At 62.8% G+C, this 19762-nt stretch carries 18 protein-coding genes; 8 read left to right on the top strand and 10 right to left on the bottom strand.

What is annotated here, in order from left to right:
• Positions 1-23: 23 nt before the first annotated feature.
• From BEK68_RS08965 to BEK68_RS08925, 10 genes are all read right to left on the bottom strand, one after another.
• Entirely contained in the window at positions 24-860 is an 837-nt protein-coding gene (locus BEK68_RS08965) for a BspC domain-containing protein (protein WP_012436037.1), read from the bottom strand.
• Positions 861-1016: 156 nt separating this feature from the next.
• On the bottom strand, positions 1017-2615 hold the full coding sequence (locus tag BEK68_RS08960) for an ABC transporter substrate-binding protein (protein ID WP_012436036.1): 1599 nt from the start codon (positions 2613-2615) through the stop codon (positions 1017-1019).
• 162 nt (positions 2616-2777) lie between these two features.
• Complete coding sequence (locus tag BEK68_RS08955) at positions 2778-3989, bottom strand: DUF2863 family protein (protein ID WP_004636476.1); 1212 nt, start codon at positions 3987-3989, stop codon at positions 2778-2780.
• A gap of 97 nt (positions 3990-4086) precedes the next feature.
• Entirely contained in the window at positions 4087-4368 is a 282-nt protein-coding gene (locus BEK68_RS24795) for a hypothetical protein (protein ID WP_012436035.1), read from the bottom strand.
• Between the two features lie 217 nt (positions 4369-4585).
• Positions 4586-7291, bottom strand: coding sequence for an aconitate hydratase AcnA (gene acnA / locus BEK68_RS08950; protein WP_012436034.1), 2706 nt, complete (start codon positions 7289-7291; stop codon positions 4586-4588).
• Positions 7292-7367: 76 nt separating this feature from the next.
• Positions 7368-7766, bottom strand: coding sequence for a 2-methylcitrate dehydratase (locus tag BEK68_RS08945; RefSeq protein ID WP_012436033.1), 399 nt, complete (start codon positions 7764-7766; stop codon positions 7368-7370).
• Between the two features lie 35 nt (positions 7767-7801).
• Positions 7802-8356, bottom strand: a complete 555-nt coding sequence (locus BEK68_RS08940) for a hypothetical protein (RefSeq protein ID WP_012436032.1) — start codon at positions 8354-8356, stop codon at positions 7802-7804.
• 256 nt (positions 8357-8612) lie between these two features.
• Entirely contained in the window at positions 8613-9509 is an 897-nt protein-coding gene (prpB, locus tag BEK68_RS08935) for a methylisocitrate lyase (protein ID WP_012436031.1), read from the bottom strand.
• 23 nt (positions 9510-9532) lie between these two features.
• Positions 9533-10513 carry an HpcH/HpaI aldolase/citrate lyase family protein gene (locus BEK68_RS08930; protein ID WP_012436030.1) on the bottom strand — a complete coding sequence of 327 codons (981 nt, stop codon included), beginning with the start codon at positions 10511-10513 and terminating at the stop codon, positions 9533-9535.
• A gap of 116 nt (positions 10514-10629) precedes the next feature.
• Entirely contained in the window at positions 10630-11616 is a 987-nt protein-coding gene (locus BEK68_RS08925) for a malate dehydrogenase (RefSeq protein ID WP_012436029.1), read from the bottom strand.
• A gap of 385 nt (positions 11617-12001) precedes the next feature.
• Between BEK68_RS08925 and BEK68_RS08920 the strand changes: the two genes are divergently transcribed.
• The 8 genes from BEK68_RS08920 to leuC all read left to right on the top strand — a co-directional run bounded on the left by BEK68_RS08920 (position 12002) and on the right by leuC (position 19759).
• A complete protein-coding gene (locus tag BEK68_RS08920) occupies positions 12002-12778 on the top strand; it encodes a GntR family transcriptional regulator (RefSeq protein WP_004636459.1) in 777 nt (258 codons plus the stop codon).
• Between the two features lie 272 nt (positions 12779-13050).
• Complete coding sequence (gene sdhC / locus BEK68_RS08915) at positions 13051-13461, top strand: succinate dehydrogenase, cytochrome b556 subunit (protein ID WP_012436028.1); 411 nt, start codon at positions 13051-13053, stop codon at positions 13459-13461.
• Positions 13462-13471: 10 nt separating this feature from the next.
• Positions 13472-13837: a succinate dehydrogenase, hydrophobic membrane anchor protein gene (sdhD, locus tag BEK68_RS08910; RefSeq protein WP_004637532.1), complete on the top strand. Its 366-nt coding sequence runs from the start codon at positions 13472-13474 to the stop codon at positions 13835-13837.
• 3 nt (positions 13838-13840) lie between these two features.
• Positions 13841-15619 (top strand): succinate dehydrogenase flavoprotein subunit, encoded by a 1779-nt coding sequence (sdhA, locus tag BEK68_RS08905; protein WP_012430370.1) that lies wholly within the window; start codon positions 13841-13843, stop codon positions 15617-15619.
• A gap of 22 nt (positions 15620-15641) precedes the next feature.
• Complete coding sequence (locus BEK68_RS08900; RefSeq protein WP_009241007.1) at positions 15642-16343, top strand: succinate dehydrogenase iron-sulfur subunit; 702 nt, start codon at positions 15642-15644, stop codon at positions 16341-16343.
• 71 nt (positions 16344-16414) lie between these two features.
• Positions 16415-16702 carry a succinate dehydrogenase assembly factor 2 gene (locus BEK68_RS08895; protein ID WP_012436027.1) on the top strand — a complete coding sequence of 96 codons (288 nt, stop codon included), beginning with the start codon at positions 16415-16417 and terminating at the stop codon, positions 16700-16702.
• 121 nt (positions 16703-16823) lie between these two features.
• On the top strand, positions 16824-18125 hold the full coding sequence (gene gltA, locus BEK68_RS08890) for a citrate synthase (protein WP_004634431.1): 1302 nt from the start codon (positions 16824-16826) through the stop codon (positions 18123-18125).
• 224 nt (positions 18126-18349) lie between these two features.
• The gene (gene leuC, locus BEK68_RS08885) at positions 18350-19759 is read left to right on the top strand and encodes a 3-isopropylmalate dehydratase large subunit (RefSeq protein ID WP_012436026.1); all 1410 of its coding nucleotides are present in this window, start codon (positions 18350-18352) and stop codon (positions 19757-19759) included.
• Positions 19760-19762: the final 3 nt, after the last annotated feature.

The raw sequence follows: 19762 nt of genomic DNA, 5'->3' as shown, positions 1-19762 counted from the left end.
CCTGTGTGGGCGGCGCGTTGCGCTTAGTTGGAAGACGACTTCTTCGTCGTCTTCTTTGCCGTCGACTTGGCGGTGGATTTGCTTGCCGTGGTCGACTTGGTCTTGGCTGTGCCGCTGCCCTTGGCTGACTTGGCCGTCGCTTTTGACGAGGCCTTGCCCTTGGCGGTGGTCTTGCCGTGTGCCGCCGCACTCGTCGTGCAGCGATGACCGCGGCGGCAGTGCGTGCGCGCTGCTGATGACGAGGGCGCAGCGGCCGGCGCGGCGAATGGCTGGCCATTGGCGTCGAGCAGCTCATACGCCAGCATCATCCCTTCGTGATACCCGCAGCGCACGCGCACGGGCTCCCATTGGTCATTGCCCGTGCCGCGCTTGTGCACGGCGGCATTGAAACTGACCACGCTCGACACCTTGATCGCCCCTTGCTTGCTCGACGAGAAGCGCGAGTCCCATGGCTCGACCTTGGCCTGGTCGTTGGAGAGCGCACCGGTTGGCAGGCGGAACTGGTCGAAATTGGTCGAGCGCGGAATGATCCAGCTCGCGTGTGCGGCGCAGTCGGCCACGTCGGGGCGGGCACCTTCCGATTGAATCAGGCGGTCACGGGTTTGTGCGCGGTACTCGGACAAGCTCATCTTGTCCTTGGAGGGCAGGTTGACCGTCGTGGTGCCGCTGCCATCGGTCGAGCCGAAGACGATGGGCGGCGTGGTCGGGGCGGGCAGGACGGCCGGCTTGGCTTGCGCGGCGGTGGTGCTCGGCGTGGCGTTGGTGGCCTGGGCCGACGCATCGGTCGGTTCAGTCTGCAGGTTGGAGCAGGCGGCCAGCAAAGCGACGACGCCGAGACAGAGTAGTTTGGGTCGCAACATCACGAGTTACAGGGTGTCGGCGTGGAAATCGCCATGATAGAGGAAAGCTAAGGACGAAAGTTCCTGCTAGTTACCCCAATGCGTCCCCAATGCGGCACATCAGGCGAATTTGCCGTAACGGCGCGTTACGGCACGGTGTTCGTTACCAAGCGATCATCATTGCTTGGTGAACAACCACGCGAGCGACCATTCGTCAGTGCGCGCCTCGTAGCGGATGCCCTTGCGCATGGCCCACGTCGCTAGTTGGTGATGCGACGGGATGATCGCGTAGTCGGTCTGCGCAAAGCGTGCCGCAGTTTTGGCAGCCTGCTCGTGTGCCTGTTCGCTCGAGACCGTTGAGAGCGACGTCTGTACCAGTTTGTCGAGTTCCGGGTTGCTGTAGCGGCCCCAGTTCCACGAGCCGTAGCCGGTTTGCGCGTTGGGCGTACCGAGAATGCTGCGCAGCGCCACATCGGCGGCCACCGAGCCCCAGCCGAGCATCATGAACGAGAACTCGCCCTGACGCGCGCGCGAGAAATACGCCGCCACCGGCAACGTTTCAACCTTCGTCTGGATGCCGATGCGCGTGAGCAGCTGCGCGGTGGTTTGCGCGACTTGCGCGTCATTCAGGTAGCGGTTGTTGGTGGCGTGCAGCGTGAGCCCGAAGCCGTCCGGATAGCCGGCCTCGGCAAGCAGTTTCTTGGCGCGTGCTGGGTCATATGCGATCGGCTTGCCGCCCGGGTGCCCGAAGATCTGCGGTGACACGATGCTCGAGGCCACCACGCCCTGGCCTTCGAGCACGCGGCTGACGATGGCGTCGCGGTTGATGGCCAGCGCGATGGCCTCGCGCACGCGATGGTCCTTGAGCGGGTTCTTGGCCAGCGGCTTGCCGGCCTTGTCGGTCACGAACGGCGACACATCGCGGCTCTGATCCATCTGCCAGAAAATCGTGCGCCACGACACCTGCTGTTCGAGGTGGAACTTGGGGTCCTGCTTGATGCGCGGGACGTCCGCAGCCGGTACGGCCTCGACGACATCCACATCGCCGGAGAGCAGTGCGGCTGTGCGAGCCGCATTGTCGGTGATGATCTTGAAGGTCACCTTGTCCCACTGCGGTACGCGGCCCCAGTAGTGGGGGTTCTTCTTCAGGACGATTTCCTGCCCGCGCGTAAAGTGGTCGAACAGGAACGGGCCCGTGCCGATCATTGCGCGGCCCGCGTCAAAGTCCGCCTGCGGCGCGTTGGCCACCTTCTTCGGAATGATGGGCAGGCTGTTCAGATCGTTGGGGATGCTCGCGTAATTGGGCGTCGACAACTTCAACCGCACCGTCAGCGGATCGACGATCTGTACTTCGGTAATCGACTTGGTATAGCTGGTGAAGGGGCCCGGGCTGTTGGTCAGGCGCGCCGGACGCTCGATCGATGCCTTCACGTCTTCGCCGGTGAACGGCGTGCCGTCGCTCCATTTCACATTGGGGCGCAGCTTGATCTCCCATGTGTTGGCGTCGACGGGCTTCCACGAGGTGGCCAGGCCGGGCGTGTAGCGGCCGTTCTTGTCGAGGAAGACCAGCGACTCGAAGATATGCAGCGCCATGGCGTTGTTGGGGCCGGCGTTGTTCCATTGCGGGTCCATCGACGTGACGTCGGCGGACAGGCCGATGCGGAGGTCGTCGGCTTGTGCGGCGAACGGCATCGCGGCAGCCGCAGCCAGCGCGCATGTGGCGAGGTTGCGGATCAGGGCGCGGATGGGAACACACAAGAGGGGACGGGTTGTCATCGAGAGGCTCCTGGGGTTCGGGCGGTGATGCCATGTGGCGGAAGATCGTCATTGTGCCGCAGCCCGGTTGGGCGCGTGCGACGCAAACCGACAATCAATATGAACGATGGCGGAGCAATAAAAAAGCCACCCGAAGGTGGCTTTGCCAAAGTGCGTCGCAGATCAATGGAACAGCGGTTGCTGTGTCGGCGCGTCTTCCGGCATTTCTGCGTGGACGATCTCGGCCGAGCGATCCGCATAGAGCGGCGCGCCGCAGTCTTCGCAGTACTCCGGTTCGAAGAGCTGGCCGTGGCGGAAGATGTCTTCGATGCCGCAGGCGCGCAACTCATCGCAGATCTGCTCCAGCGGGCTGCCCGGTTCACCTTCTGCGGCGACATCCGTGGCGCCACCGTCGCGGCCATAGACAGGCCAGACGATGCCGTAGATGAGGTCTTTCTCACCGCGCACCGTGAAGGCCACGCGGTATTCCTCGATCTGTTCTTCACCGAAGGCGCCGATGATGGCGCCAAAGCGGTTGGCCGGCATATCGAGCGCGCCCTGCAGGTAATTGACGGCAGCACGCACGGTCAGCGGGCGGATCTGCTTGTCGGACTCGCGGCAGGACAGGAAGAAGGCGTCCGGCAAAAGCAGGTCGAACTCGCAGCCGGGCATCAGCATGGAGATGGTCGGCGTGACCTGCTCGCGCCATTGCTCCAGGCAGGCGGACCGCTCTGCGTGGTGCTCCTTGGCGTCTTCCTGCCAGCGGAACAGCGCTTGGCCGTGCTGCGCCACGACGATTGCCACCAGGTAGCGCGGGTCGGCCAGGATCGGCGCCGTCTCGGGCATGTCGCGCAATTCGACCTTGGCGGGTTGGCCAGAGAGTGCATAGGCGGCCAGCTTGTGCGTGAGCGCAAAGGTGTCGGAATGCGTGCGCGGCAGCTGATCGATGCTGTACAGGTAAGGGGCCAGCGCTACGCGAGCGTTGGAGGCCATCACATGGGCCTGCAGGTGTACCTGCAGCGTCTGCGCCATCTCGGGCTTGATCGTGCCCGACGGGATCATGTAGCGCGTGTGTGCCAGGATGGGCGCTGCGATCAGCAACGCGTCATATTCGACGCCACCCGAACTGAGGATGGCCGATTCGGCGAGTGTCTCGGCCTGTTCGGCGAGCACGTCGGAGGCCTCCTCGTTGTGCTTGAAAAGATGGTCGAGCGCGGCGTCGAGCGCGGTCTGGCTGCCGTTCTTGAGCAGCCGGGAAAGACGTTCGGACAGCCTTTGTTCCCAATAGACGTCTTCGATGCGGCTGCCTGACGCGTCCAGCGCCAGCGCATCGGCTACCAGCCGTTCTGCATCGGGGGAAAGACGTTGGGGAGCCTTGGAGCGGAATCCTGCCATGCTGTGCCGTACCGTTCGTTGGAAGAATGAAGGGGCGTCATTTTACCCTTGTACGCCGCTGCGCGACGCCTATTACGAAACCCATAGGGCAAAAACGTTAAGGCTTGGCCGCAGGCGCCGATGCTCCCGCTGCCGCGCTGCTTGCGGCCGCAGGTACGGAGACCGCTGTGGGTTCGGATGCAGCCGGTGTGTTGACTGGTGCCGGATGTGGCTCGGCAACCGGCGCGGAAGCTGCCAATGGCGGAGGCGGGGGCACAGGCGCTGCCGCTACAGCGGGCGCTGCCGGGGCCGGGATCGGGGCGTCGGTCTGCGGTGCTTTGACGAGGATGTAGAACACGGCAGCCGCCACGACGATGAACGCTAGTACCACTTGGGCCATGGGTGGGGGACTCCAGCAATGAAACGGTCAGGCAAGGCCGGACGGCGAGCTTGCTGCCAAGGGGGGGAAGACATCACGCGGCCTATTCGGCACACTGTACCAAAGCCTGCCCGCCGATTGGGGAGCGACGTCACCTTGTTTGATTCGGCAGGCAATAAAAAACCGGCTCCGAAGAGCCGGTTCCAGTCTGCTCCAACGTAGCGTGGGGCTTGAGGGCTTAAGCCGCCAGCAACTGGCGCAGCACGAACGGCAGGATGCCGCCGTGCTTGTAGTAGTCCACTTCGATCGGGGTGTCGATGCGCAGCAGCACTTGCGCACGCGTGGTCTCGCCGTTGGCGCGATGGATGACCAGGGTGACGTCCTGTTGCGGCTTGATTTCGCCGTCCAGGCCCTCGATGTCGAAGGTCTCGTCGCCCACGATGCCCAGCGACTGTGCCGAGTCGCTGCCCTTGAACTGCAGCGGCAACACGCCCATGCCGACCAGGTTCGAACGGTGAATACGCTCGAAACTGCGTGCGATGACGGCCTTCACGCCCAGGAGCTGCGTGCCCTTGGCAGCCCAGTCGCGCGAGCTGCCCGTGCCGTACTCTTCGCCACCGAACACGACCGTCGGCGTGCCTTCGGCGATGTACTTCATGGCGGCGTCGTAGATCGACATCTGTTCGCCGCTCGGCTGGAACAGCGTTTCGCCGCCTTCCACGCGTGAACCGTCTGCCTTGGCCGGGATCATCAGGTTTTTGATGCGCACGTTGGCGAACGTGCCGCGCATCATCACCTCATGGTTGCCGCGGCGCGAGCCATAGCTGTTGAAGTCGGCCTTCAGCACGCCATTGGCCAGCAGGTATTTGCCGGCCGGCGAGGTTTCCTTGATCGAACCGGCCGGGGAGATGTGGTCGGTCGTCACGGAATCGCCGAACACGCCCAGTGCGCGTGCGCCCTTGACCGATGCCGAGGCAGCAACCGGCGTCATGCCAAAGCTCTCGAAGAACGGCGGTTCGGCGATGTACGTCGACTTCGGCCAGTCGTAGACCTGACCCTTCGTGCCCTTGACGTTGGCCCACAGCTTGGACGGCTTCTTGACCTGCTCGTAGTTCGTGCGGAACGTGTCGGCGTTCATCGCGAACTTCATCAGCTTGGCGATCTCGTCCGAGGTCGGCCAAATGTCGCCCAGATAGATGTCCTTGCCCTTCTTGCCCTTGCCGACCGGCTCGGTCATCAGATCGCGCGTCACGTTGCCGGCGATCGCGTAAGCGACGACCAGCGGCGGCGAGGCCAGGAAGTTGGCGCGGATGTTCGGGTGGATACGCGCTTCAAAGTTGCGGTTGCCCGACAGCACAGCGGCAGCAACGATGTCGTTCTTCACGATGGCATCGTTGAGCTCCGGCGTCAGGTCACCGGCGTTGCCGATACAGGTCGTGCAGCCGTATGCCGTCACGCCAAAGCCCAGCTTTTCCAGGTACGGCAGCAGCCCGGCGGCTTCCAGATATTTCGTCACCACGCGGCTCCCCGGGGCGAGCGAGGTCTTGATGTGCGGCGCCACTTCCAGGCCGGCTTCGACGGCCTTCTTGGCCAGCAGACCCGCCGCCAGCAGCACGCTCGGGTTGGAAGTGTTCGTGCACGACGTGATGGCGGCGATCAGCACGTCGCCGCTCTTCACGTCAACGCCGTTGGTGGTCGTGAAGGTCTTGTCGAGATCTTCAGCTTTCTTGTTGAAGCCGTTTTCCGCAACCGGCTTCGAGAACAGCGACGAGAACGTCGACTTCACATTGCCGATTTCGATACGGTCCTGCGGGCGCTTCGGGCCAGCCAGCGACGGGGCAACCGTGCCGAGGTCCAGCGTGAGCGTCTTGGTGTAGTCGATTTCGCCGGCCTTCGGCACGCCAAACAGGTTCTGTGCGCGGAAGTAGGCTTCGAACGCCTTGATTTCGTCCTTCGTGCGGCCCGTGCCCTTGAAGTAGTCGATCGTCTTGTCGTCCACCGGGAAGAAGCCCATGGTGGCGCCGTATTCCGGTGCCATGTTGCCGATGGTTGCGCGGTCCGGCAGAGACAGGCTGGCCGTGCCTTCGCCGAAGAACTCGACGAACTTGCCGACGACCTTTTCCTTGCGCAGCATTTCTGTGATCGTGAGCACCAGGTCGGTTGCAGTGCAGCCTTCGCGCAGGCGGCCCTTCAGCTCCACGCCTACCACGTCCGGCGTCAGGAAATACACCGGCTGGCCCAGCATGCCGGCTTCCGCTTCGATGCCGCCCACGCCCCAGCCCACCACGCCAATGCCGTTGATCATGGTGGTGTGGCTGTCAGTGCCGACCAGCGTATCCGGATAGAACACGCCGTCCTTCTTATGGACACCGCGTGCCAGGTATTCCAGGTTGACCTGGTGAACGATGCCGAAGCCCGGCTGCACCACGCCAAACGTGTCGAATGCCTGCATGCCCCACTTCATGAACTGGTAGCGCTCGTTGTTGCGCGAGAACTCCAGTTGCATGTTCAGGTCCAGTGCCTTCTTTTCACGGAAGTGGTCGATCTGCACCGAGTGATCCACCACCAGGTCGACCGGCACCAGCGGCTCGATCTTCTTGGGGTTCTTGCCCATGCGCTCGGCCACGTTGCGCATGGCGGCCAGATCGGCCAGCAGCGGCACGCCGGTAAAGTCCTGCAGCACCACGCGGGCGACCACGAACGGGATTTCGTCAACGCGCTCGGCGTTCGGCTTCCAGTTGGCCAGTTGTGCGACGTGCTCTTCGGTCACCTTCTTGCCGTCGCAGTTGCGCAGGACGGACTCCAGCACGATGCGGATCGACACCGGCAGGCGCTCGATCGCCACGCCCAGTTCCTTGCCCAGTTGCGGCAGGGAGTGGAACTTGCCGGTCTGGCCGCCGTTGATCTTAAATTCCTTGAGTGTTTTTTTCAGATTGTGGGGCATGGCATGACTCCAAGGCTTGAGGATTGCACGGGGTGCCGGGCACCCCTGGCGGACACATCAAATCGACAAAATCAAATCACATACAAACCGGCAAACGCCTTGACCGACATGGCTTCTGACCGGTCGGGTACTGCGCCACGACGCCGCCGAACGCCTTGCCGCCGTTGATGCGGGCGGTGATGCCATGGGCGATCGAACGCTTCTTGGCGTCGTGGTCATTCGTGGTGAAACGCTTGTCGTCCACGCGGGCAATTTTCATGCGCAGCGCATGGGTGCGTTGGCCGCGGGCGACGGTATCTTGGTGCGCCTCGATTGCCTGAGCGGCGGCGAGGGCGGTGCCTGGAGCCATCGTGCCATGCGGCTCGACGGCTCCAGTTACGGCCGGCCCAAGGCGCCCGGCGCATCCATGCAAGGTCACATCGTCGACGATGACCTTGTCCGGATTCGTGCGGATGTTCGCAAACGGTGCGGACATGGGCGGTTCCTGTGGGCCTCTTGCGCGACAGCGCGTTACTGCTGGGCCGGTTGGGCCGTGCCCGGTGCCGGTGCCGGTGCCGGTGCCGGTGCCGGTGCCGGGCTGTCCGGCATCATCAACGGCAGGCCGGCCGGAGCGCGCAGGGCGCCGGCTTGCGTCGGGGCCGGAGCGCCGGCAGCCATTTCGGCGGTCTGGCATTCATCGGCCAGGCGGTGGCCTTCGTTGCGGTCGAACAGCATGGCCTTGGCCGGGATGACCACTAGGTCGAAGCCCGTCTTCTGGTCAAAGTAGCGGTCGGCGCCGGTGCGGGTCAGCTGGCGCGGCAGGTCGTAGTTCTTGCCCTTCCAGTGCAGCTTGATGATCTGGTCGCGCGTCATGTCGCCTGTAATGTAGAGCTCGTTGCCGAGTTCGCACTTCCATTGCACGCCTTCGGGCTTGGCGGCGGCAACAGGAGCAGCCTTTTTGGTGACCTTCTTCTTGGCCGGAGCCTTTTTGGCAGCCGGCTTTGCCGGCGTAGTCTGGGCGGTTGCATATGGCGATGCAGCCAGCGAAAGAACGCCAGCACAGGCGCCGACGATGAATTTGTTCATAGGGTTTCCTTCGGTAAGACAGATTGGGGGAGGCGGCTGCCAGGCCACGGAATGCCACGGCATTTCGCACACCGGCCGGTATTTTGACCGATTTGGACGCCGTGCCCAACGTTCTGTTACATGCTGGCCCGACCGCTCCGCCAAATGGGGGTGTCGTGCAAGCATCAACATCGTTTTTTGGGTCGTTCCTAGGCAGCTTACTCCGCGGTTTTGCCTTCCGTTCTCCTCGTTTGTGTTGGTATGGATGCTGGCCGGTTCATCCGCGGTTCTGTGCGAACAGCGCGTCCAGCTTGGCTTCGTAGTCGTGGTAACCGATGCTGTCGTAGAGTTCCATGCGCGTCTGCATGGTGTCGACGACGTTCTGTTGCGTGCCATCGCGACGAATGGCGGTGTAGACGTTCTCCGCTGCCTTGTTCATCGCGCGGAATGCCGATAGCGGATACAGGATCATCGACACACCTGCGGATGCCAGCTCATCGCGCGTGAAAAGCGGCGTCTGCCCAAATTCGGTGATGTTGGCTAGCACCGGCACCTTTACCGCGTCGACAAACTTCCGGTACATCGACAGTTCCGTCATCGCCTCGGGAAAGATCGCGTCCGCACCAGCTTCCACGCAGGCCACGGCGCGTTCCAGGGCGCGGTCGAACCCTTCGACGGCCAGCGCATCGGTGCGGGCCATGACGACAAAGCTCGCGTCGGTGCGGGCATCTAAGGCAGCCTTGATGCGATCGACCATTTCGTCCTTAGAAACGATCTCCTTGTTGGGGCGATGGCCGCAGCGCTTGGCGCCGACCTGGTCTTCAATGTGCATGGCCGCTGCGCCAAACTTGATGAGTGACTTGGTCGTGCGTGCCACGTTGAAGGCGGAAGCGCCGAAGCCCGTGTCGACATCTACCAGCAGCGGTACGTCGCATACATCGGTGATGCGGCGGACGTCGGTCAAAACGTCGTCCAGGCCCGATATGCCGAGGTCCGGCAAGCCCAGCGAACCAGCTGCCACGCCGCCGCCCGACAGGTAGATCGCGCGATAGCCGGCGCGCTTGGCCAGCAGCGCGTGGTTGGCGTTGATGGTGCCGACCACCTGCAGCGGCGACTCATCGACCAGCGCCTGGCGGAAGCGGGCGCCTGCACTGGCATGGGTATTTGCCATCATGGCGAATCTCCTCTCTGTGGCTGTCACGCGAAGAATCGCGCGACGGCGTTGGCCGGCAACTCCACACCGGTCGTGTGCGCGCGCTGCAGCACGGCCCACCAATAGCGATAGCTCGCGCGGTCATGCAGCCGGCCTTCATGTTGGATCGGTCCCCACGAGGCATCCTGCGCAGCCGCCAGAATGGCGCTCGCTTGTGTCACTTCTTCGTGCGATGGGCGGAATGCGGAAACGATCGGCGCGATCTGATCGGGATGGATGCTCCACTTGCGCAGATAGCCGAACTCGTTGCGGGCACGCGCGGCATCGGCGCCGGCGCGGTCCGGGTGCTTGATATCGGTGCTGACGTTGTGCGACGGCACCTTGCCGTGCGCGTGGCACGCGGCCGAAATCTCGGCAAGCGCGCGGCGGATCAGCGGATGTTCGAACTGCTCGGGCGAGCCCATCGCCGCGCCTGGAATCGCACCGTTGTGGGCTGAAACGAAATCCATGAGGCCAAAACTCAGGCATTCCACCTGCACCAGCGCGGCGATATCGAACACCTGCGCCAGCCCGCCATGCGTTTCGATCAGCACGTGGATCGGCAGGTGCCTCGCAATGCCGGCTGCCTTGGCGGCCTGGTTGACGCGATCGGTCACGCGCGCCACTTCCACGACGTCACGTATCTTTGGCACGGTCACGTAGGCGAGGCGGCGGCCGGCAAGGCCCACAAGGATGTCGACGTCATGCGTCCACGCATCGTGGTTCGGATCGTGGATGCGTACGCCGACGCGGTTGAAGCGGTTGTCGTCACTATTGATGAGTGCGGCGGCCAGTTCGGCGTGCGCACGTTCCTGGCCGACGGCGGCGCCATCTTCGCAGTCAAACGTGATATCGAAAACGGGGCCAAGGGCTTGTTGCAGGGCGAGCGACTTGCGCATCAGTTTTTCTGCGCCCGCGTAGTGGTCGCAGACCGGCAATTGGGCCGGCAGGGCATCGTCCTGGAACAAAACCTCGGTGGGGTGCACGGGGTGGTATCCGTTGGTCGGCGCTAGCAACGCCTGTGTCTTGTTCGAAATGCGGGTGTAAAAAAACCGGAGGGTTCGCTGCCGATCCGCTCCGGTTTTTTCTTAGATCATGCGGATTACAGCAGATGCTGCACGCCTGCACGCTCGCCTTCCAGCTCGTCGAGCGTGATCTTGATCTTGCCTTGGCTGTACTCGTCGATTTCCAGGCCTTCGACGATCTTGTACTTGCCGTTCTCGGTGGTGACCGGGAAGCCGAACATCACGTCCTTCGGAATGCCGTATTCGCCGTTCGACGGGATGCCCATCGTGACGATCTTGCCGTTGGTACCGAGCACCCAGTCACGCACGTGGTCGATGGCGGCATTGGCAGCCGAAGCCGCCGACGACAGCCCGCGCGCTTCGATGATGGCGGCGCCGCGCTTGCCAACGGTCGGCAGGAACACGTCGTTGTTCCACACCGGGTCGTTGATCATGTCCTTGACGCTCTTGCCGTCGATGGTGGCGTAGCGGTAGTCGGCGTACATCGTCGGGCTGTGGTTGCCCCACACGAACAGCTTTTCGATGCTCGACACGGGCTTGCCGGTCTTGGCGGCGATCTGCGACAGGGCGCGGTTGTGGTCCAGGCGCAGCATGGCGGTGAAGTTCTCGCGCGGCAGGTCCGGCGCCGACTTCATGGCGATGTAGGCGTTGGTGTTGGCCGGGTTGCCGACCACCAGCACCTTCACGTTGCGCGAGGCAACGGCGTTGAGTGCCCTGCCTTGCGCCGTGAAGATCTGGGCGTTGGCCGACAGCAGGTCCGCGCGCTCCATGCCCGGGCCGCGGGGGCGGGCGCCCACCAGCAGGGCCACGTCGACGTCCTTGAACGCGGTCATCGGGTCGGAATGCGCTTGCATGCCAGCCAGCAGCGGGAAGGCGCAGTCTTCGATCTCCATCATCACACCCTTGAGCGCCTTCTGGGCCTTCTCATCGGGGATTTCCAGCAGTTGCAGGATGACGGGCTGATCCTTGCCCAGCATTTCGCCGGCGGCGATGCGGAACAGTAGGGCGTAACCGATCTGTCCAGCAGCGCCGGTCACTGCGACGCGCATGGGTGCTTTTGCCATGAGAACTCTCCAAACGGTAGTGAAAGCGGATCGCACTGCGTGCGGCGGGCATCCGGGCGGGATGTCCGTGCAGCTTCGCAGGCATTGCCGGCAACGGTCGGCGCCTCGTGGGCGGTCGGCTCAGAATCGGCAAGAGCCTCGCAGTTTACTGCGTCCGCATGACGATGTGGAAACACACGTGCGATTGACCTTGGCGTCGTCGTGGCGTGTGTGTGGGCCGTCGCCCGGAACAGGCGCGAGTGTAGGTCGGGCCTTGCTAGAAAGTCAATGAATCTTCTGTCTTATATAAGACATAAGACATTCTATAAACGGGCTGGACGCCTTTGTCGCTTTTGTGGTGAAATCGGCGGTTATGTCGAGCACGCCAAGCCCTCTATCCGCTGCGATGCCGCCTTCAGGCGGCGAAGGCGGCGCATCGCCCGCTTCTGCGGGCGGCGCAGGCGGCTCTCCCACGTTCAGCCCGCTGTATCAGCAGATCAAGACGCTGATCCTGCAAAGCTTGCAGGCCGGCGAGTGGAAGCCCGGCGAGATGATCCCCAGTGAGATGGAGTTGGCGGCCCGCTACAAGGTCAGCCAGGGGACCGTGCGCAAGGCGATCGACGAATTGGCGGCAGAAAACCTGGTCGCGCGGCGCCAGGGCAAGGGCACCTTCGTTACCACGCATTACGAAGAAGGGGTGCAGTTCCGTTTCTTGCGTCTGATGCCGGAGCAGGGCGAGCAGCACTATCCCAGCAGCCGTGTGCTGGAGTGCAAGCGCATGCGCGCCCCGGCTGAGATCGCCCGTCTGCTCGAGCTCAAGGCCGGTGACAGCGTCGTGCAGATCCGCCGCATCCTGTTCTTTTCGGGTGAGCCGACCGTGCTGGAGGAAATCTGGTTGCCGGGGGCGAGCTTCAAAGGGCTGACGGCTGAAAAGCTGACCGAGTGGAAGGGTCCGATGTACGCATTTTTCGAGGCGGAGTTTGGCGTGCGCATGTTGCGTGCCACCGAGCGCATCCGTGCGGTGGCCGCTGACCCGACCACGGCGGAGTTGCTGTCGGTGGCCGCTGAATCGCCGCTGCTGTCAGTGGAGCGCGTGTCGCATACGTTCGGCGACAAACCGGTGGAGATACGCCGTGGCCTGTACGTCACGACGCGGCACTACTACCAGAACGAATTGAATTAATGACGCGTCGCCGGGCCCGATTCATGCGGGCCGTCGCCGCTTCGGCTGCGTCTTGATTTGTGCGGCGCGCAACAGCGTATTGCGCGTCATGAAGGCGGTGTAGAGAGGACAATCGGCCCCCGTATCACGCCACTGGCTGGCGAGGGCAGGAAGCACAAAAGTGGAGCGCATCGCATGGAATTTATGGTGCGCTGCGCAACAAAAGCGCGCTAAAATCTCGCGGATTTGTGCAAAGCTGTTTTGTTTGTTGATTAGCCAATTGGGGTCTGACCATGGCAGAAGCCATCAAGAAAGCCAGGCCGGTATACAGGAACATCGGTTTGGGCGACATCGCCCGCTACCGCTTGCCCTGGGCCGGTAAGGTGTCCATCCTGCACCGTGCCAGCGGTGCGCTGATGTTCCTTCTTCTTCCGTTCGTGCTGTACTTGTTCGAACAAAGTCTCACGTCGGAAATCAGTTTCGCCAAGTTCTCGGCGCTTCTGTCCAACGGTTTTGCCAAGGTCGTCGTCCTCGCGCTCATCTGGGCTTATCTGCACCATTTCTGCGCTGGCGTCCGTTACCTGATCCTCGATCTGCATATTGGCATCGACAAGGCTTCGGCCTCCAAGTCGGCTGTGAGCGTGCTGATCGTCAGCCTGCTGCTGACCGTCGTGTTCGGCGCCAAGCTGTTCGGCCTGTTCTGAGGAGCCCCTGATGGCAAATAACAATATTGGTCCCAAGCGCCTCGTTGTGGGCGCGCACTACGGCCTGAAGGACTTCCTCGCGCAGCGCGTCACCGCCGTGATCATGGCGGTCTACACCGTCGTGCTGCTGGCGGCGTTCCTGCTCTCGAAAGACACGTCGTACCAAAGCTGGGCGGGGCTGTTCTCCAACCAGTGGATGAAGATGCTGACGTTCCTGGCGTTCGTGTCGCTCACGTATCACGCCTGGATCGGTGTGCGTGACATCTGGATGGACTACGTGAAGCCCGTGGCAGTGCGTTTGACGCTGCAAGTGTTGACGATTCTGTGGCTCGTCGGTTGTGCGGGCTACGCAGCTCAGATTCTCTGGAGGGTTTAAGACATGGTCGCAGTCAAGACTGGGCTGCCGCGCCGCAAATTCGACGTCGTGATCGTCGGTGCGGGCGGTTCGGGCATGCGCGCATCGCTGCAGCTGGCAGAAGCCGGCCTCTCCGTGGCCGTGCTGTCCAAGGTGTTCCCCACCCGCTCGCACACCGTTGCGGCGCAGGGTGGTATCGGTGCTTCGCTGGGCAACATGAGCGAAGACAATTGGCACTATCACTTCTACGACACCGTCAAGGGTTCCGACTGGCTCGGCGACCAGGACGCGATCGAATTCATGTGCCGCCAGGCGCCGAACGTGGTCTATGAACTGGAACACTTCGGCATGCCGTTCGACCGCAACGCCGACGGCACCATCTACCAGCGTCCGTTTGGCGGCCATACGTCGAACTACGGCGAGAAGCCGGTGCAACGCGCTTGCGCCGCCGCCGACCGTACCGGTCACGCGTTGCTGCACACGCTGTATCAGCGCAACGTCAAGGCCAAGACCCACTTCTTCGTCGAATGGATGGCGCTGGATCTGATCCGCGATCAGGACGGCGACGTGCTGGGCGTGACCGCGCTGGAGATGGAAACCGGCGAGGTCTACATCCTCGAAGCCAAGACGACGCTGTTCGCCACGGGCGGTGCAGGCCGGATCTACGCGGCTTCCACCAACGCCTTCATCAACACGGGTGACGGCCTGGGCATGGCGGCACGCGCAGGCGTGCCGCTGGAAGACATGGAGTTCTGGCAGTTCCACCCGACTGGCGTGGCCGGCGCGGGCGTGCTGATCACGGAAGGCGTGCGCGGCGAAGGCGGCATCCTGCGTAACAAGGATGGCGAGCGCTTCATGGAGCGCTATGCCCCGACGCTGAAGGATCTGGCGCCGCGTGACTTCGTGTCGCGCTCGATGGACCAGGAAATCAAGGAAGGCCGCGGCTGCGGTCCGAACGGCGACTACGTGCTGCTCGACCTGACGCACGTCGGCGCCGAGACCATCATGAAGCGCCTGCCGTCGATTCGCGAGATCGGCCTGAAGTTCGCCAACGTCGACGCCATCAAGGAACCGATTCCCGTGGTGCCGACCATCCACTACCAGATGGGTGGCATTCCGACGAACTATCACGGCCAGGTGGTGGTGCCGAAGAACGGCAACCCGAACGAGGTCATCAACGGCTTCTACGCGATCGGCGAATGCTCGTGCGTGTCGGTGCACGGCGCCAACCGCCTGGGCACGAACTCGCTGCTCGACCTGGTGGTGTTCGGCCGTTCGGCGGGTAACCACATCATTGCGCAGAACCTGAAGAACCGCGAGCACAAGCCGCTGCCGGCCGACGCCGCCGACCGCGCGCTGTCGCGCCTGGCCAAGCTCGATTCGTCGAGCTCGGGCGAGTACGCGCAGGACGTCGCCAACGACATCCGCCGCAACATGCAGTCGCACGCTGGCGTGTTCCGTACGCAGAAGCTCATGGATGAAGGCGTCGAGCGCATCCTGGAAGTGGCCGAGCGTGCTGGCAACATCCACCTGAAGGACAAGTCCAAGGTGTTCAACACCGCGCGCGTCGAAGCGCTGGAAGTGGCCAACCTGGTGGAAGTGGCGAAGGCGACGATGGTGTCGGCTGCCGCCCGCAAGGAATCGCGCGGCGCACACGCCCACAGCGACTTCCCGAACCGCGACGATGAAAACTGGATGAAGCACTCGCTGTGGTATTCCGAAGGCAACCGCCTGGACTACAAGCCCGTGCAGTTGAAGCCGCTGTCGGTGGAATCGGTGCCGCCCAAGGCGCGTACGTTCTAACGGATAAGAAGGACCCGCAAAAATGAAGCGTATTTTTGAAGTCTATCGCTACGATCCGGACAAGGACGCAGCGCCCCGCATGCAGACCTACGAGGTTGAACTTGACGGTCACGAGCGCATGCTGCTCGACGCGCTGGTCAAGCTGAAGAAGCTCGACGAGTCGATCGCGTTCCGTCGTTCGTGCCGCGAAGGCGTGTGCGGCTCCGACGCCATGAACATCAACGGCAAGAATGGTCTGGCGTGCCTGACCAACATGCGTGAGCTGCCCGAGAAGATCGTGCTGCGCCCGCTGCCGGGGCTGCCGGTGGTGCGCGACCTGATCGTCGACATGACGCAGTTCTTCAACCAGTACCACTCGATCAAGCCGTACCTGATCAACGACGAGCCGCCGCCCGAGAAGGAGCGTCTGCAGTCGCCGGAAGAGCGCGAAGAGCTTGACGGCCTGTACGAGTGCATTCTGTGCGCGAGCTGCTCGACGTCGTGCCCGTCGTTCTGGTGGAACCCGGACAAGTTCGTCGGCCCGGCCGGTCTGCTGCAGGCATATCGTTTCATCGCCGACAGCCGCGACCAGGCCACCAGCGAACGTCTGGACAATCTGGAAGATCCGTACCGCCTGTTCCGCTGCCACACCATCATGAATTGCGTCGATGTGTGCCCGAAGGGGCTGAACCCGACCAAGGCCATCGGCAAGATCAAGGAATTGATGGTGCGCCGCGCGGTGTAAGGCGCGAGTCAGGGCACTTTGGCATTGTGTGTCGCCGGAGCGGTTTCTCCGGCGACACATTTCTAGAAAGTATGGTTGCTGTGAACACTCCGACGTTCTCCCATCAGTCCGATCCGCACAAGCGTGCCCGTTTGCGCTGGCGTGCCCGACGCGGCCTGCTTGAGAACGACATCATCGTCGAGCGCTTTTTCAATCGCTACGAGACGGAACTGTCGGATGACGACGTTGCCGCACTCTCGCAGTTGTTCGAGCTACCCGACAACGACCTGATGGATCTCCTGCTTGCACGCAAGGAGCCGGAGGGCGAACTCGACGTGCCCCCCATTCAGCACGTCCTGACCTTGCTGCGCTCGGTCTGAACCGGCGCGCGAGAGGTTGCCGCAAGACGAATCGGTCCAGCCGCCCCCGGCCGGCGACCTCGATCCGTCTGGCGGGAGTCTCCCGACTTCATTTTTATAAACAGCAGAGAAGGAAACCGACATGACGCCGTCCGAAGTGAAAGCCACCCTATCGTTTTCCGATGGCTCGCCCAGCGTCGAGCTGCCGATCTACAAGGGCACGGTTGGCCCGGACGTGATCGACATCCGCAAGCTGTACGGTCAGACGGGCAAGTTCACGTACGACCCCGGCTTCATGTCGACTGCGTCGTGCAATTCCAAGATCACCTACATCGATGGTGACAAAGGTGAGCTGCTGTACCGCGGCTACGCCATCGACGATTTGGCCAGCAAGTGCGATTTCATGGAAATCTGCTATCTGCTGCTGAAGGGCGAGCTGCCCAACGCCAAGCAGAAGGAAGAGTTCAACCATGTGGTGACGAATCACACCATGGTCCACGAGCAGATGCAGTTCTTCCTGCGCGGTTTCCGTCGTGACGCCCACCCGATGGCCGTGCTGACGGGTTTGGTTGGTGCCATGAGCGCGTTCTATCCGGACGCTGCCAACATCAATGATCCGCGCGAGCGTGAAATCTCGCAGATCCGCTTGATCGCCAAGCTGCCGACGCTGGTGGCCATGGCATACAAGTACAACATCGGCCAGCCGCTCATCTACCCGCAGAACAACCTGTCGTACACGGGCAATTTCATGCGCATGATGTTTGCCACGCCGTGCGAGGACTACAAGGTGAACCCGGTGCTGGAGAAGGCACTGGACCGCATCTTCATCCTGCACGCAGACCACGAGCAGAACGCCTCGACGTCGACGGTGCGTCTGGCGGGCTCGTCGGGCACCAACCCGATCGCAGCCATCGCTGCCGGTATCGCCTGCCTGTGGGGCCCGGCGCACGGTGGCGCGAACGAAGCTGCGCTGAACATGCTGGAAGAAATCGGTACCGTGGACAAGGTGCCCGAGTTCATCAAGCAGGTGAAGGACAAGAACAGCGGCGTGCGCCTGATGGGCTTTGGTCACCGCGTGTACAAGAACTACGATCCGCGCGCCAAGCTGATGCGGGAAACCTGCCACGAAGTGCTGAATGAGCTGGGTCTGCATAACGACCCGCTGTTCAAGCTGGCGATGGAGCTGGAAAAGATTGCCCTGGAAGACGAGTACTTCGTCAGCCGCAAGCTGTATCCGAACGTCGATTTCTACTCGGGTATCGTGCAACGCGCGCTGGGCATCCCGACTTCGATGTTCACCTGTATCTTCGCGCTGGCCCGCTCGGTGGGCTGGATCTCGCAATGGGAAGAGATGATCACCGATCCGGAATACAAGATCGGCCGTCCGCGCCAGCTGTTCAACGGTGCAGCCACCCGCGAAGTGCCGTCGATCGACAAGCGCTAAGCCACGCTGTTCGCCTTGAAGAAACCCCGCTCGGGAAACCGGCGGGGTTTTTTGTTGCACGTCGCCGGAGGTGCCCGGAAAGGGCCTTCGCGAAATGGCGAAACCCCCTTTCGTCAGTCACGTCCGGTGCCCGATGCACCGGGTGGCATAATCGATCACTCCCCCACGAAACTGCTCGCGCAACGGCCCTGATTTCAGATGGCGCGTTGTGTACGGATCGCATCATGGCCAAGACGCTCTACGACAAACTTTGGGACGATCACGTCGTTCATACCGAAGAAGACGGCACGACCGTCCTCTACATCGATCGTCAACTGCTGCATGAAGTGACGAGCCCGCAGGCATTCGAGGGCCTGAAGTTAGCCGAGCGTCCGGTGTGGCGCATCAGCGCAAACCTGGCCGTGTCGGATCACAACGTGCCGACCACCGATCGTTCGCACGGCATTGCCGATCCGGTTTCGAAGCTGCAAGTCGATACGCTTGATGCCAACTGCGACAGCTACGGCATCACGCAATTCAAGATGAACGACAAGCGCCAGGGCATCGTGCACGTGATCGGGCCGGAGCAGGGCGCGACGCTGCCGGGCATGACGGTGGTCTGCGGTGATTCGCACACCAGCACGCACGGTGCGTTCGGCGCGCTCGCGCACGGCATCGGCACCTCGGAAGTCGAGCACGTGCTGGCCACGCAAACGCTGCTCACCAAGAAGAGCAAGAACATGCTGGTGAAGGTGGAAGGTACGCTGCCTCGCGGCTGCACGGCCAAGGACATCGTGCTCGCCATCATCGGCAAGATCGGTACGGCCGGTGGCACGGGCTACGCCATGGAATTCGGCGGCTCGGCCATCCGCGCGCTGTCGATGGAAGGCCGCATGACGGTGTGCAACATGGCAATCGAGGCAGGCGCCCGCGCCGGCATCGTCGCCGTGGACGATGTCACGCTGGAGTACATCAAGGGCCGTCCGTTCGCGCCGCAAGGCGTGGAGTGGGAGCAGGCCGTCGCCTACTGGCGCACGCTGCATTCCGACGAGGGTGCGCACTTCGACCAGGTGATCGAACTGCGTGCTGAAGACATTCGCCCGCAGGTGAGCTGGGGGACATCGCCGGAAATGGTGGTCAGCATTGAAGACCGCGTGCCGGATCCCGACAAAGAGAAAGACCCGAACAAGCGCAACGCCATGGAGCGCGCGCTCGAGTACATGGGCCTGCAGCCGAACGTCGCCATCAGCGACATCAACATCGACAAGGTGTTCATCGGCTCGTGCACCAACAGCCGCATCGAAGACATGCGCGCCGCGGCGTGGGTCGTGCAGAAGCTGGGCAAGCGCATTGCGTCGAACGTGAAGCTGGCGATGGTCGTGCCGGGCTCGGGCCTCGTGAAGGAGCAGGCCGAGCGCGAAGGGCTCGACAAGATCTTCAAGGCGGCGGGCTTTGAGTGGCGCGAGCCGGGTTGCTCGATGTGTCTCGCCATGAACGCTGACCGCCTCGAGCCGGGCGAACGCTGCGCGTCCACGTCCAACCGCAACTTCGAAGGCCGTCAGGGCGCGGGCGGACGCACCCACCTGGTAAGCCCGGCGATGGCCGCTGCGGCCGCGCTGGAAGGCCACTTCGTCGACGTGCGCAAGCTCGCTTGAGCG

This window comes from Ralstonia pickettii, from assembly GCF_001699815.1.
In the GTDB taxonomy this organism is placed as follows: domain Bacteria; phylum Pseudomonadota; class Gammaproteobacteria; order Burkholderiales; family Burkholderiaceae; genus Ralstonia; species Ralstonia thomasii.
The sequence above is the reverse complement of the archived record's forward strand: the minus strand, read 5'-3'. Positions and strand labels throughout refer to the sequence as shown.

What these genes read in the sequence shown, in the direction of transcription:
- BEK68_RS08900 (WP_009241007.1), top strand. Translation starts at nt 15,642, where the DNA reads ATGAAGCGTATTTTTGAAGTCTATCGCTACGATCCGGACAAGGACGCA.
- leuC (WP_012436026.1), top strand. Translation starts at nt 18,350, where the DNA reads ATGGCCAAGACGCTCTACGACAAACTTTGGGACGATCACGTCGTTCAT.
- acnA (WP_012436034.1), bottom strand. Translation starts at nt 7,291, where the DNA reads ATGCCCCACAATCTGAAAAAAACACTCAAGGAATTTAAGATCAACGGC.
- BEK68_RS08945 (WP_012436033.1), bottom strand. Translation starts at nt 7,766, where the DNA reads ATGTCCGCACCGTTTGCGAACATCCGCACGAATCCGGACAAGGTCATC.
- sdhA (WP_012430370.1), top strand. Translation starts at nt 13,841, where the DNA reads ATGGTCGCAGTCAAGACTGGGCTGCCGCGCCGCAAATTCGACGTCGTG.
- BEK68_RS08925 (WP_012436029.1), bottom strand. Translation starts at nt 11,616, where the DNA reads ATGGCAAAAGCACCCATGCGCGTCGCAGTGACCGGCGCTGCTGGACAG.
- sdhD (WP_004637532.1), top strand. Translation starts at nt 13,472, where the DNA reads ATGGCAAATAACAATATTGGTCCCAAGCGCCTCGTTGTGGGCGCGCAC.
- sdhC (WP_012436028.1), top strand. Translation starts at nt 13,051, where the DNA reads ATGGCAGAAGCCATCAAGAAAGCCAGGCCGGTATACAGGAACATCGGT.
- BEK68_RS08920 (WP_004636459.1), top strand. Translation starts at nt 12,002, where the DNA reads ATGCCGCCTTCAGGCGGCGAAGGCGGCGCATCGCCCGCTTCTGCGGGC.
- BEK68_RS08965 (WP_012436037.1), bottom strand. Translation starts at nt 860, where the DNA reads ATGTTGCGACCCAAACTACTCTGTCTCGGCGTCGTCGCTTTGCTGGCC.
- BEK68_RS08895 (WP_012436027.1), top strand. Translation starts at nt 16,415, where the DNA reads ATGGTTGCTGTGAACACTCCGACGTTCTCCCATCAGTCCGATCCGCAC.
- gltA (WP_004634431.1), top strand. Translation starts at nt 16,824, where the DNA reads ATGACGCCGTCCGAAGTGAAAGCCACCCTATCGTTTTCCGATGGCTCG.
- BEK68_RS08940 (WP_012436032.1), bottom strand. Translation starts at nt 8,356, where the DNA reads ATGAACAAATTCATCGTCGGCGCCTGTGCTGGCGTTCTTTCGCTGGCT.
- prpB (WP_012436031.1), bottom strand. Translation starts at nt 9,509, where the DNA reads ATGATGGCAAATACCCATGCCAGTGCAGGCGCCCGCTTCCGCCAGGCG.
- BEK68_RS08955 (WP_004636476.1), bottom strand. Translation starts at nt 3,989, where the DNA reads ATGGCAGGATTCCGCTCCAAGGCTCCCCAACGTCTTTCCCCCGATGCA.
- BEK68_RS24795 (WP_012436035.1), bottom strand. Translation starts at nt 4,368, where the DNA reads ATGGCCCAAGTGGTACTAGCGTTCATCGTCGTGGCGGCTGCCGTGTTC.
- BEK68_RS08960 (WP_012436036.1), bottom strand. Translation starts at nt 2,615, where the DNA reads ATGACAACCCGTCCCCTCTTGTGTGTTCCCATCCGCGCCCTGATCCGC.